Origin of the sequence: Bradyrhizobium sp. B025 (assembly GCF_042257955.1) — a bacterium.
GTDB lineage: Bacteria > Pseudomonadota > Alphaproteobacteria > Rhizobiales > Xanthobacteraceae > Bradyrhizobium > Bradyrhizobium diazoefficiens.
Genome location: NZ_CP170150.1, coordinates 6,982,366 through 6,994,818 on the forward strand (window position 1 = coordinate 6,982,366; position 12,453 = coordinate 6,994,818).

The 12,453-nt window shown below is 66.4% G+C and carries 13 protein-coding genes; 5 read left to right on the top strand and 8 right to left on the bottom strand.

Annotated elements, in window-relative coordinates; translation table 11 throughout:
• Window positions 1-45 precede the first annotated feature (45 nt).
• The 6 genes from ACE10W_RS32890 to ACE10W_RS32915 all read right to left on the bottom strand — a co-directional run bounded on the left by ACE10W_RS32890 (window position 46) and on the right by ACE10W_RS32915 (window position 5,441).
• Window positions 46-876, bottom strand: coding sequence for a TonB family protein (locus ACE10W_RS32890; RefSeq protein ID WP_028173056.1), 831 nt, complete (start codon window positions 874-876; stop codon window positions 46-48).
• Complete coding sequence (gene exbD / locus ACE10W_RS32895) at window positions 876-1,322, bottom strand: TonB system transport protein ExbD (RefSeq protein ID WP_028173055.1); 447 nt, start codon at window positions 1,320-1,322, stop codon at window positions 876-878. The genes ACE10W_RS32890 and exbD overlap by 1 nt, the downstream gene beginning before the upstream one ends.
• A gap of 3 nt (window positions 1,323-1,325) precedes the next feature.
• The gene (gene exbB, locus ACE10W_RS32900) at window positions 1,326-2,102 is read right to left on the bottom strand and encodes a tonB-system energizer ExbB (RefSeq protein ID WP_028173054.1); all 777 of its coding nucleotides are present in this window, start codon (window positions 2,100-2,102) and stop codon (window positions 1,326-1,328) included.
• 27 nt (window positions 2,103-2,129) lie between these two features.
• Entirely contained in the window at window positions 2,130-2,633 is a 504-nt protein-coding gene (hutX, locus tag ACE10W_RS32905; protein ID WP_028173053.1) for a heme utilization cystosolic carrier protein HutX, read from the bottom strand.
• A gap of 27 nt (window positions 2,634-2,660) precedes the next feature.
• The gene (locus ACE10W_RS32910) at window positions 2,661-2,993 is read right to left on the bottom strand and encodes an antibiotic biosynthesis monooxygenase (RefSeq protein WP_028173052.1); all 333 of its coding nucleotides are present in this window, start codon (window positions 2,991-2,993) and stop codon (window positions 2,661-2,663) included.
• Window positions 2,994-3,092: 99 nt separating this feature from the next.
• Window positions 3,093-5,441, bottom strand: coding sequence for a TonB-dependent hemoglobin/transferrin/lactoferrin family receptor (locus ACE10W_RS32915; protein ID WP_028173051.1), 2,349 nt, complete (start codon window positions 5,439-5,441; stop codon window positions 3,093-3,095).
• Window positions 5,442-5,703: 262 nt separating this feature from the next.
• On the opposite strand from ACE10W_RS32915, the gene ACE10W_RS32920 reads away from it, so the two are divergent.
• The 4 genes from ACE10W_RS32920 to ACE10W_RS32935 are packed head-to-tail and all read left to right on the top strand — an operon-like array spanning window position 5,704 to window position 8,752.
• Window positions 5,704-5,901 carry a hemin uptake protein HemP gene (locus tag ACE10W_RS32920; RefSeq protein ID WP_028173050.1) on the top strand — a complete coding sequence of 66 codons (198 nt, stop codon included), beginning with the start codon at window positions 5,704-5,706 and terminating at the stop codon, window positions 5,899-5,901.
• Window positions 5,902-5,907: 6 nt separating this feature from the next.
• Window positions 5,908-6,861: a hemin ABC transporter substrate-binding protein gene (locus ACE10W_RS32925; protein ID WP_028173049.1), complete on the top strand. Its 954-nt coding sequence runs from the start codon at window positions 5,908-5,910 to the stop codon at window positions 6,859-6,861.
• Window positions 6,858-7,949, top strand: a complete 1,092-nt coding sequence (locus ACE10W_RS32930) for an iron ABC transporter permease (protein ID WP_028173048.1) — start codon at window positions 6,858-6,860, stop codon at window positions 7,947-7,949. Before ACE10W_RS32925 ends, ACE10W_RS32930 begins: the two co-directional genes overlap by 4 nt.
• Window positions 7,946-8,752: a heme ABC transporter ATP-binding protein gene (locus ACE10W_RS32935; protein WP_011089816.1), complete on the top strand. Its 807-nt coding sequence runs from the start codon at window positions 7,946-7,948 to the stop codon at window positions 8,750-8,752. The genes ACE10W_RS32930 and ACE10W_RS32935 overlap by 4 nt, the downstream gene beginning before the upstream one ends.
• Here the strand turns inward: ACE10W_RS32935 and ACE10W_RS32940 are convergent.
• Together ACE10W_RS32940 and ACE10W_RS32945 are read right to left on the bottom strand one after the other, a co-directional pair.
• Complete coding sequence (locus ACE10W_RS32940; protein WP_028173047.1) at window positions 8,749-10,431, bottom strand: mucoidy inhibitor MuiA family protein; 1,683 nt, start codon at window positions 10,429-10,431, stop codon at window positions 8,749-8,751. The two genes, ACE10W_RS32935 and ACE10W_RS32940, sit on opposite strands and share 4 nt — an antisense overlap.
• Window positions 10,432-10,593: 162 nt before the next feature.
• Window positions 10,594-11,214: a response regulator transcription factor gene (locus ACE10W_RS32945; protein WP_011089818.1), complete on the bottom strand. Its 621-nt coding sequence runs from the start codon at window positions 11,212-11,214 to the stop codon at window positions 10,594-10,596.
• A 199-nt stretch (window positions 11,215-11,413) separates the two neighbouring features.
• Between ACE10W_RS32945 and ACE10W_RS32950 the strand changes: the two genes are divergently transcribed.
• Window positions 11,414-12,451, top strand: coding sequence for an AraC family transcriptional regulator (locus tag ACE10W_RS32950; RefSeq protein ID WP_028173046.1), 1,038 nt, complete (start codon window positions 11,414-11,416; stop codon window positions 12,449-12,451).
• The last annotated feature ends 2 nt before the right edge of the window (window positions 12,452-12,453 follow it).

Below are 12,453 nucleotides of genomic sequence, written 5' to 3' on the forward strand. Positions count from 1 at the left end.
GGCGCGCTTGTCCGGGACGACGGCGGAGTTTGTGGAGACCGCGACCTACCTCACCGTAAACTCCACCGGGATCGAAAAGCTCATCGCGCCGTTCTTGATCTCGTCGGGAAACGGAGGGAACGGTGAGGCCTGGCGGATCATCGACATGGCCTGGGCGTCGAAGGCGGCAACGCCGGAGGAGCCGCCGAGACGGCTCGACGTGACCTGCCCGCTGCGGCCTAGGGTGAAGCTCAGCCTGGCCACGCCGCGCTGACCGCCGCCACCGGACGGATATTGGTGGAAACGCATCAGATGCGCGCGGACGCGTTGATTGTAGGACGCGATCGCCGAGGCCACCGCGCCCGCGCTCATCGCGGACGCCATGGGCGCCTCGCGCTCGGCGCGCGGCGGCGCGCTGGTGCGCGGCGCGGGCATCGCCTCCGAGGGCTTTTTTGACTCGCGGCGAACGATCTTCGGCTTCTCCGGCACAGGCTTTTCAACCGGCACGATCTTCGCGGGCTCGGGCCTGGCTGGTGTCGGCTCCAGCTTCTGCTCAGGCGGCGCCACCACGTCAGGCTTGTCCTGCGGCGGTGTCGGCGCGATGGTCTCTTCGACGGCTTGCCGCTGCGCGGGCTCCGGCGGCGAAGCGTCGGCCTCCTGCATCACGGGCCCGGGCGCGACGTCGTCCGGCATTGACTGCGGTGCCGATGTCACCGGCGCCATGTCGACCATGATCGCGGGAAGGCTGACGCCCTGTTCCGGCTGCGATTTCAGCCAGCTCATCGCAAGCAGCGCGACGGCAACATGCAACGCCACGATCACTGCTCCCGAGACGCCCCAGCGTGCGCCCTCGCGCTCGCCGAGCGGCTCGTGCAGGACAAAGGCGTGGGCGGCCATCAGCTGCGTCCGTCGAGGCCGACCAGGGCGACCTTCAAGTAGCCGGCATTGCGCAAGCTGTTCATCACCTCCATCAGATCGCCATAGGAGACGGCCTTGTCGGCGCGGAGATAGATGCGCTCGTCCTTGCGGCCCCTGGTGGCGACGTCGAGCGAGGAACTGAGCGCCTCGCGAGCCACGACGTCTTCGCCGACGGCAATCGAGAGGTCCGGCTTCACGGTGACGAACACCGGCTTGTCCGGCCGCGGCGCCGGCTCGGCGGCGGTTGCCGGCAGCTCGACGCCGATGTCCACGGTGGCGAGCGGTGCGGCCACCATGAAGATGATCAGCAGCACCAGCATCACGTCGATGAACGGCGTGACGTTGATCTCATGGGTGACGTCGAGATCATCGGGGTCGCCGCGCCTAAGCGGCGATCCTGCCCCTGCGCCGAGCTTCGCGGCCATGGCCTACTCCGCCGCCCGCGACAGGCGAAAATCGCGGTGGTCGCGCTGGCGGCTCACCAGCAGCATCAATTGTGCCGAGGCATCGCCAAGCAGCGCGCGGTAATTGGCGATGCCGCGGACGAGATGATTGTAGATCACGACCGCCGGGATCGCGGCGACGAGGCCGAGCGCGGTGGCGAGCAGCGCCTCCGCAATGCCGGGCGCAACCACCGCAAGGCTGGTGGTGTGGCTCTCGGAGATGCCGATGAAGGCGTTCATGATGCCCCACACCGTGCCGAACAGGCCGACAAACGGCGCGGTGGCGCCGATGGTCGCGAGCACCCCGGTGCCGCGCGCGATCTGCCGCGACATCGCCGCCTCGACCCGCTCCAGCCGCAGCGCCACGCGCTCCTGAAGACCGTCGTCGACAATGCCGCCGGAGAGCTCGGCCTCCTTCGCGCAGGACTGGATGAGCTGGGCAACCGCGTCATGCGCGTCCCCGGTCCGCGCCGCCGCCTCCGCCAGCTTCATCCGGCCCTCGAGCGCGCGCGTCCGCTGCACGGCGAGCGCACTCTTGCGGCGCAGCTCGACGGTCTTGGCGAGCCACACCGTCCACGTCACCACCGAGGCGACGGCCAGCCCGATCATCACCGCCTTCACGATGATGTCGGCACCGAGGAACATGCCCCAGGGCGACAGATTACGCGGCAACAGCGCTTCGTCGATCGCGAAGGCCGGAGCCGGCGCGAGCGCCAGCGCGATGGTTAGGATCACGTGCCGAAGCCTGGAATTGCCTTGCATCCTGATCACCCGACAGACAGAAGGAAGCTATGCCGCGATCCGGCCCGAAAGCTGGCGAAACCGCACGAGCTGATCCGCACGCAGCGCCCGGGTCTCGTCGCGGCCGACGAAGACCTTGAACATGATGCCGCCGTCGGCATTGACGAAGGCGATGAAGGCCGAATTCTTGCCCATGAAGGGACGCTCGACGAAGGCGATGCCTGCGCAACGCTCATGGCGCAGATGGCCATGCAGGCCCTTCGGCTGCATCAGGTTGAAATAGCCGCGGCCGATCTCGCCCGCGGGAATTGATCCGGTGAATTCGAAGATCGCGTCATCCGTGTGCACGATCAGCGTGACCTCGCCCCATTGTGCGACGTCCTGCATCGCGGCGGCAAAATGCTCGCCGCCTCCCATGCGCACCATCGACGAGGGCAGTGCCTCGATCACGGCACGTGGCGTGACATTGCGCCCCCGCGCGACGTCCTCGATCACCGCGCCGGGATTGTCGGCCATGTACGCCTTGAGATCGGCGAGATCGGTGCTCAACATGTCCAGCTCCTCTCCTGCGTCGCGGCCTCAGGCGGCCGCGGCCTTGCGTTCACTCTGGATCACCTCGAAGCCCTCGAACTTGGGATGGCCCAGATAGAGGCTCTCGCCGGTCCGATTGTCGGCGCGGGCATGGGCGCGGCGGAATTCCTCGGAGCGCGTCCAGGCCTCGAACGCCGCCTTGTCGACCCAGGTGGTGTGCGACGAGTAGAGCGTGTGGTCCTCGGCCTCGGGGCCCCTCAGGAGATGAAACTCGACGAAGCCCGACATGCTGCCGAGATAGGATTCGCGCGTGGCCCAGACCGTTTCGAACGCGGTCTCCGCGCCCTTCTTCACCTGGAAACGATTCATGGCGATGAACATAAAAGTCTCTCCTTCTGATCAAGATGAAAACGCGCCGAAACCGCGCTGGAGCATCAGCGCGGCCCGGCGGAGATTGCTGGCGTTGCAACGCCTGTCGGCTCACGCACCTCCAAAGTGGATCTTCATGCCGGCCTTGTAGACCCTGCCCGGTCCCGGGCTCGACCACAGCACGTCGTTCTGCGTGGTGCCGTCGGTCGAGCTGCCGGGAATGGCGTAAGGCCGGTAGTACTGGTTCAAGAGGTTGTCGATCGAGGCCGACAACACGATGTCCCTGGTCGCGTTGTAGGTCAGGTACAGGTTGACCAGCTCGTAGCCGGTCGCGGGCAGATAGCCGGCGGGCACGTCGTTGTTGGGACCGTACGAGGCCCACTGCGCCGTCAGGATCAGCGTACGATCGAGCAGGCGGACGCCGCCGGTCGTGACGACCTTGCGCGGGGTGATGGTCGCAAGCCCGATATTGGTCGCGACGTTCTTGCCCTGGATGTAGTGACCGGCAACACCGATGAACCAGTCGCCGGCATCGTACATCGTCTCCGCCTCGAAGCCCTGGATGCGAGCATTGGCGATGTTCTGGTACTGATAGAACTGGCTGAACGAGCCGAATGGCGGCACCGCGACCGGCGCCGAAGCAACGAGGTCGATGTAATCGCCGACATCGTTGCGGAACAAATTGATCTTGCCGCGGAACGAATCGTTGGCACTGAAGATGTTGTCGTATTTCAGGTTGATGCCGACTTCCTTGTTCTTGCCGACCTCGGGGCGAAGGTTCGGGTTGGGCAGGAAGCAGAACAGGCCGGCCGTGCCGTCCGGACAGACGAAGAAGGCCGGTCCGCCACCGGTCGCATGTGCGCCCGAGATCACGGTCTCGGTGATCGATGGGGCGCGATAGCCCTCGGCATAGCTGACATAAGGCTGGAAGCCCGGAACCGGCGTCACACCCAGGGTGATCTTCGGCGAGAAGCGGTCGCCACCGGTGCTGGTCTTGCCGGAATCCAGGTCATAGCGGTCGTAGCGGATCGCGCTCACCGCCTCGAACCAGGTGCTGTAATTCTGCTTCAGCTGGAGGAAGCCACCCGACACTGTGCGGATACCGCTTGGCGTGGTGATGTTGGAATTGCCGCGGCTGTCGGTCGTGATCACGTCGTCCTGGAACGCGTCGACGCCCCAGGTGAGCGCATTGCGCCAGTCGCCGACGTTGAAGCGCGTGGTGTTGTTGGCGTCGACGCCATACGTATTGAGGACGTAGCCGCGCTTGTCGCCGACGCAGCCCGAGACGTTGTTGCCGAAGCCGCCGTTGCAATAGGTCGAGGTGGTCGTGCCGTAGTGATAAGTCTTGGTCTGGTCGTTGTCGGTGCGATTGCCGTAGACCGACATATGCCAATCGAACAGATTGTCGCTCGGAAGCGAGTAGTTCCAGGTGATGGTCCCGGTGTAATTCTTGGCATCGGACGCGTAGACCGACGACCCGCGATTCAATGCAATCAATGCCTGGGTAGTCGTCGGACCGCGATTGAACTGGCCAATGTCGTATTGATAATCCTGGAACACGGCGCCGAACTTGACCTCGTGACCGAGGGCCGGCCGCACCGTGAGCTTCATCAGTCCGCTCTCGACCTGGTTGCCGGTGTTGCCGATCTCGGTGCCGTTACCATCCTTGTAGTTGCCCTGGGTGCGGTAGACCGCGCCGCCGAAGATATCGACGTCGGGCGTGGCGCGCACGCCGCCGAACACCGAGCCGAGGCCGCGATTGTTGTTGGAGCCGTAGGATCCCGAGAGATCGACACCCCAACGCTCGCCGGGACGCAGCACGTCGTTGATGTCCTTGGTGCGGAACGAGACCAGGCCGCCGATCGCGCCGGAGCCGTAGATGTTGGCGGTCGGTCCCCGCACGACGTCGACGCCGCCGATCAATTCAGGATCGAGAAAGAAGGAGCCGTTGGCATTGTGGCCGGTGCGTTGATAGTTCTGCCGCGCGCCGTCGACCACGACCGCGACGCGGCCGAAATCCTGCAAGCCGCGAATGTTGATGACGGTCGCGGGATCGTCGCCGCGCTCCTGGAACGAAACACCGGGAACCGCATAGAAGATGTCCGACAGCCGGTTCGGCTGAAGACCCTGGATCTGGTCGAGCGAAATCGAGCTGACGGGCGCGAGCGCGTCGATCGCTCGCTCCCTGGTCTTGGTTGCGGCGACCGTGATGGTGTCGAGCGTCTGCACCGGCGCGGCGCTGCCCGCCTGCGCTCGGGCGTTCAAGGCGTCGGGCGTTGCCTGCTGTGCAGCCAGCGGCTTGGCCGGCTTGCGCTTGGCCTGCTTCGGCCGTTCCAGCGACCCATGTTCGGCCTGCGGCGATGCGGTCTGCGCGAGACCGCTCTCCGTCGCCAATGCCGCGATTGAAACCACCGACGCACCCAAAATCAAGGCGCGCGAATACTTAGCCCCGTCAGCCATATCAGCCCCAGCCTGCACTTCACTTTAGTTTTTGGAGTCGTTTGGCTGGCGTGCGTTCGCAAGGCGAACGACTGGCTGGCTGATCTTCTTAAGACGCGGGCATGTTGCCCGCTGTCATGATTGGTAACGTGGCAACACTCTGACGGTCAATGACGTCTGGTTGCAGTTTATATCGATTGTAAATTTCCACCGTTGGAATGCGCCAGATGCCGCCTATACAAACAGGCAGCATCTGAAATTTCGAAGGCGCATCACACGGGCAATGTCAGCAACATCCGGAGACAGCGGCAGCGGGCCGGCGGAAAGTCCTTCCGCGACAACGAGAACCCTCACCATGCGCGGGAGCCGGATCGACAGCCGCGAGCTCTTTGCGCACGAGCGCGAGATCATCATCGCGCATGGCGAGGACGCCTATCGCCTGCGTTTGACCTCGCAGAACAAGCTGATCCTGACGAAGTAACCTGCAATGACATTTTGCCGCACCCTCACACAGATCCTCCTGACCGGTACGATCGCATTCGCTTCCGCCGCGCACGCCACTGGCATCACGGTGCATGACGCGCGCAATCGCGACGTCACTGTTGCCGACGTCGCACGCACGGTCTCGATCGGCGGCGCCATCACCGAGATCCTCTATGCGCTCGGGCTCGAGAGCCGGCTGGTCGGTGTGGACACCACAAGCCTTTATCCGGCGGCGGCGCTGCACGACAAACCCAATGTCGGCTACATGCGCCAGATCTCGGCCGAGGGCGTGCTCGGCCTCAATCCCACGGTGATCCTGGCGATCCAGGGATCGGGCCCGCGCGAGACCATGGACATCCTGGAGACGGCGAAGGTGCCGCTGGTGCTGGTGCCCGAAACCTTCTCCGAGGACGGCCTGATCGAGAAGATCAGGCTGGTCGGTCACGCCATGGGCGTGGATGCACGCGCCGAATGCCTCAGCGCCGCAGTCGGCGACGATCTCGCCCAGCTCCGCGCGCTGCGCGCCAAGGTGAAAAAGCCGGTGCGCGTGATGTTCGTGATGTCGCTGCAGAACGGGCGTGCCATGGTCGCCGGCCACAAGACCGCAGCCGACGAGATCATCCAGCTCGCCGGCGCGGCGAACGCCGTCGACGATTACGACGGCTACAAGATCATCGGCGACGAGGCGATCGTGGCGGCCAGGCCCGAATTCGTGCTGTCGATCGAGCGCGGCAAGGAGTCGCTCCAGGCCGACGCGGTCTATGCCCATCCCGGCTTCGCGCTGACGCCGGTCGCGGCCAACAGGAGCTTCATCACCATGGACGGGCTTTATCTGCTCGGCTTCGGGCCGCGCACGGCGGCGGCGGCGCGCGATCTCTCCGTCAAGCTCTATCCGGCATTGGCCGACCAGGGCGGCGCGTTCACGTCGGCTCTGTCGGCGGCGAACTGCCGGCAATGAGCGTGGCGGTCGGGACCGAGGCACGGAGCCTGCGACGAAGCGCGGGACGGCGGTCAGCATCGTTCGCGATTCCGCTTCTGCTCGCGGTGCTCGCGGCCACCGCGGTCGTCGCACTGACCGTGGGCGCGGCCGGCATTCCCCTTTCCGGTCTACCTGCTGCGCTCGGCGTCATGAGCAGCACGACCGCCGATGCGATGACGGCGCGCGACCAGCTCGTGCTGTGGTCGATCCGCATTCCCCGGATCGCGGCAACCGCGATGGTCGGCGGACTTCTCGCCGCGGCCGGTGCGATCATGCAGGGCCTGTTCCGCAATCCGCTCGCCGATCCCGCGCTGGTCGGCGTCTCCAGCGGCGGGGCGCTTGCGGCCGCGAGCGCGATCGTCTTCACCGACTCGCGCTTCGGCGAGACGCTGCGCTTGCTCCAGACCGAGCTGCTGCCGCTCGCCGCCTTCGCGGGCTCGCTGGCGACCACCGCGATCCTCTACGGGATCAGCAGCCGCGCGGGGCGGACCTCGATTGCGATCTTCCTGCTCGCCGGCGTCGCCATCACCGCCATCACCAATGCCGGCATTGGCTTGCTGGTGTTCATCGCCGACGACCGCCAGCTTCGCGACATCACGTTCTGGCTGCTGGGCTCGATGAGCGGCGCGACCTGGACCAAGGCCGCCGTGCTGGCGCCTATCCTCGTCATCGGGCTTGCCGCCTGCGCCTTCATCGGACGCGGCCTCGATCTGCTGGTGCTTGGCGAGGCTGACGCCTTTCACGGCGGCGTCGACGTCGAGCGCCTCAAGCGGATCTCGATCGTCATGGTTTCCGCCATGACCGGGGTTGCGGTGTCGGTCAGCGGCGTCATCGGCTTCGTCGGCATCGTCGTGCCGCATCTCCTTCGCCTCGTCATTGGACCGGCGCATCGCCTGCTGCTGCCGGCTTCGGTGCTGCTCGGCGCCATCCTGATGGTCGGCGCCGACACGCTGGCGCGCACCATCGTGGCGCCGGCGGAGATGCCGATCGGCATTCTGACCGCGGCGGTCGGCGCCCCGGTCTTCTTGGGGATCCTGCTGCGGCAACGCGGGCTCGCCTCGCTATGAGCGCGGTGATCGAGGCGCGACACTTAAGCAAGCGCGCCGGCCGCGCGAAGCTGCTGGATGGCGTCGGCCTCACGGTTGCGGCCGGCGAGATGGTCGCCATCATCGGCCCGAACGGCGCCGGCAAGTCGACCCTGCTGCGGCTGCTCTCCGGCGACCTCCGTCCGAGCCAGGGCGAGGTATGGCTGAAGCAGCGCGACATCGGCAGCTACACGCCGCGCGAGCTTGCCGCGCGACGCGCGATGCTGTCCCAGCACATCAACGTCACCTTCCCCTTCACCGTCGAGGAGATCGTGCTGATGGGCGCAGGCGACCGCAGCGCGCGCGAGGCAGGCCGGCTCGTCGATGCCGCGCTGGACGAGGTGGGGCTGGCGCATTTCCGCGAACGGCAATTGCCGACGCTGTCGGGCGGCGAGCAGCAGCGCGCCCATTTCGCCCGCGTGCTGGTGCAGCTCGCCTGCGGCGAGGCCGAGCATGGACCGGGGCTTCTGCTGCTGGACGAGCCAACCTCGAGCCTTGATCTGCGCCACCAGATCGACCTCGTCGAGGCCGCGCGCCGCCGCGCTGGCACCGGCACCGCCGTGATCGCGATCCTGCACGATCTCAACCTGGCGATCCGCTTCGCCGACCGGCTGGTCGTGCTGAGCGGCGGCAAGCTCGCCGCCGACGGCCCGCGCACCGAGGTCGTCACGCGCGAGACCATCCGCGACATCTTCGAGATCGACGCCGTCGTCCACCAGGCCGACGGCGTTCCTTACGTGCTGCCGCAATCGATGCGGGCGGCTGCGTCTGCGGCGAGGATTTAACCCGCCGGCACGATCACCATGCCCTTGTCCTTCGGCCAGCGGATGCGCCAGGCGAAGTTGACGTCCCTGACCTCGCCGGGCTTGGCGTCGAACGACCATTCCAGCACGCCGCGCTTGTCGCGAATGTTGCTCGCGGTCGGCGGCGTGGTCGAGGGCAGCATCTCGACGACGATGTCCTCGTTCTCGCTGACCGGCAGCTGATCCTCGATCGCGACACGAATCGGAAAGTCGTGACCGTTGCGAACGGTGGTCTTGAACGAACGCTCGTCGGTCTTCGACGTCGTGACGAGCAAGCCGGCCGAGCCTTCGTTGCGCTTCAGCACAGCGCGCTCGATCTTGACCTTGTCGTCGGCGCCGAAGCCCAGCCGCACGATGTCGTCCTTGGCCGAGGCCGAGATCTTGCCGCGGCCGACGAAGACGCCGTCGCGATAGATCGCGACCTTGCCCGGCAGCAATGTCGCCTCATCGGTCTGCTTGAAGCTGGCTTCGAGGAACGCGGTCGGGTCCATCACAGGTGCCGCGCGCACGGCGAGGTCGGCCGGCACACTCATGGACGCGATACGCAGGCTCTTCGCGCCCTCGGCAGCGCCGAGGCTGACGCGGCCGGGAATCCTGAACGTGGCCTGGAAGTCGCCGATCTCGGCGACCGCCTGCTGCTCGTCGGCACGCTCACGCGGTTCAGGCGCTTCGGCGAGCTTGGACATGGGCTCGAACTGCGCCGAGCGCTGGCGGACAGTTGGCGCGGGCCGCGCCAGATCGGAGGCCGCACCGAGCGCCATTGGTTTCGGCGGTTGCGGATATTGCGCGACCAGCGAGCCCAGCTCCGGCGCACTGCCGCCGCGGCTGACGCGGACCGTGGAGACGCCAAGCGTGACGTTCGACCAGTCCTCGCCGGTCGACTGCGTGATTTCGGCACGGCGGACCAGCTCCAGCTGCGGCTTGCGGTCCTTGGCGCCGGTGTCGAGCCGGGCGTCGTAAAGCGGCAGCCAGCGCGCGTTACGCACATTGTAAGTGACCCGCAACGTCGCCTTGGCCGCGGCCGGCGCGGCGATGTCCATACGGACTTCGAGCTTGCTCGGCGGTTTGGCCTTGCGCTCGACTTCGAGCTGGGCGATCTGCCGATCGATCTCGCGCATCTTGCGCGTGGCGTCGCGAACAGCGGTATCGGCGCTCGCAATTTCCTCGCCGACCGCGGCGAAGGCCGTGCGCCATTCGGCGATCGGCCGCGCCTCGCCCTTGTCGCCGATGCCCGCGGGGGACGCTTCCGCAAAGTGCTCCGCAAATTTGCGCCGGGCATTGGCTGAGTCGATCGCGCCTTGCAGGTCGGCGCGCTGGTCGTTCAGGGCCTCGATGCGCTTGTCCAGCTCGGGCAGGTTGACCGGCGCCGCACGCGGCGTTCGCGCATCGATCGTGCCGATGGTGAGCTTTGCACCGCCCTCACCCTCCACCCGGATGGAGGAGGTATCGAGACCAAGCGGGAAGTCCTTGGCAACGAGCGTCGAGTCACCGGACGGCAGGTCGACCGTGATGATGCGAGTGACGGTGGCACCATCCGGGTAAACCGTGACGGTATCGATGGCCGATGTGGCGTCCACATCGGCAGCCCATGACGGCAACGCGAATGCCGTGGTCACCAGAACCAGGCTCGTCGTCGCCAAACATTTCGCGGTGATGCGCATGAAGTCCCTCCTGCCGGTATCGCCGCGCCGCCAGCCGGACGCGCGATCAAATGCCTCGCCATCGTGGTGAGACGCGGCAGGGAAGGAACTGGTTCGATTGGGGTTTCCGTGGGGCGCCGCTGCGGCGGCGCCATGGCCGCGGAACGCGTCGCGCGCCGAGCTTCACATTTGGGTCGGCGAACCCTGGCCGAAGATGCGGCGGAGCAGATCGGTCACGTTGCGGGCACCGGCCTTCTTCAAAATGCTGGCACGGTAGCCTTCCACCGTCCGAGCGCTCAGATGCATGCGCCGGGCGATCTCCTTGTTGGTGAGGCCGACCGCAAGGTGCTCGAGCACGTCGCCTTCGCGCGCCGTCAGGGGCTCGCAGCCGGGCAACCAGCGCTGGCGGTTTGAGTTGGGCTGCCCGAACTCGTCGATGGCGGCATCGATCCGGTTGACGACGTCGCGGGTGCGGAACGGCTTTTCGATGAAGTCGGCCGCGCCGCTCTTGATCGCGTCGACTGCCATGGCGATGCTGCCGTTCGCCGAAGTCACCAGGACCGGCGCCATGCAATTCTCCTCGCGCAGCCGCCTGAGCACGTCGAGGGCGGAGCGATCCGGCGGCATCTCGAGCAGCACGCAGGCCGGCATCCGCGCCCTCGCTTCCGAGAGCAGGGACGCGCCGTCGGCGAAGCAGATCACGTCATAGGCGCTCTGTTGGAGCGCGGCGGAAAGTTGTTCGCGGGAGGCGGCGTCGGTGTCGATGACGAATACCTCGCCCTTGGAAAGCATGTTCCCCGGCATAATCCCGATCCAGCAATGTCTTGGTCAAATGATCCGAGACGGCCGGGGCCTCATCGCGCCCGGCGTCATGAGCACGGCATTCACGCCCGTGCTTCGGTTTCCCTTATGTATGTTCCGTCATGTTCCCGGATTTGACGGAACGGGACAGAAACTTTACATTTCGGGACATCTGCGGGAATGGCTGGCAGGAACGGTTTGCATGACCGACCTCATTCGCAGCGCAGGCTTGAGCTATTACCCGGAGGTCGCCCGGTCGGTCGGGCTCGACCCCAAACAGATGATGCGCAAGGTCAGGCTGCCGCTGACCTGCCTCGACAAGCCGGATACCCCCATTGCCGTGACCGGCCTGCGCCGCCTGCTCGAACTATCGGCACAGATGTCCGGCGCCGAAGATTTCGGCTTGCGCCTCGCCGAACGCGGCGGCCTGACCAACTTCGGCGCGGTCGGCCTGATCGTGCGCGAACAGGCGACCGTCGGCGAAGCGATCGAGGCGTTTTCGCGTTTCATCCATATCCATCATGACGGCATGCGGCTTGACGTTGCACGCAACAAGCAGACCGTGACCGTCGCACTGCATCTGCGCGGACGGCAGCCGAGCGCGCCGCGCCAGTCGATCGACATGGCGCTCGGCAGCGTCCACCGCATCATCCAGTCGCTGTTCGGTCATGACTGGCGGCCGCAGGAGGTGCATCTGCATTATCCGCCGCCGCACGACCGCAAGCGCTACCGCGACTTCTTCGGCTGCCGCGTGACGTTCAACGCCGAGGACGACGCGATCCTGCTGTCGGTGCACGACATGGAGCGCCGGATCCCGAGCGCGCATCCGCTGATCGCGAGCTATCTGCGCAAGCGGATCGAGGCGATCGAGACGCGTCCGGCAAGCTGGGAGGAGAAGGTCGACGAGGTCGTGCGCCTGCTGCTCGCCGGCGGCGACTGCACGGTCGAGCGCGTGGCCGAGCATCTCGCCTGCACCCGCCGCACTATCCACCGCCACCTCGCCGCGTCAGGCACCAGCTTCTCGGCCATCCTCGACACGCAGCGCGCCGATCTCGTCGTCAAATTGATCGACGACCCCGGCCGGCCGCTGGCCGATATCGCCGCGCAGCTCGGCTTCTCCGCGCAAAGCGCGATGGCCCGCTGGTTCCGCGGCCGCTTCGGCTGCACCATCACCGCATGGCGCAAGGGCGTGCGCCCGTTGGCCAAGCCGGCCGACGTGCCTTCGGCATCCGCGGCTTAGCT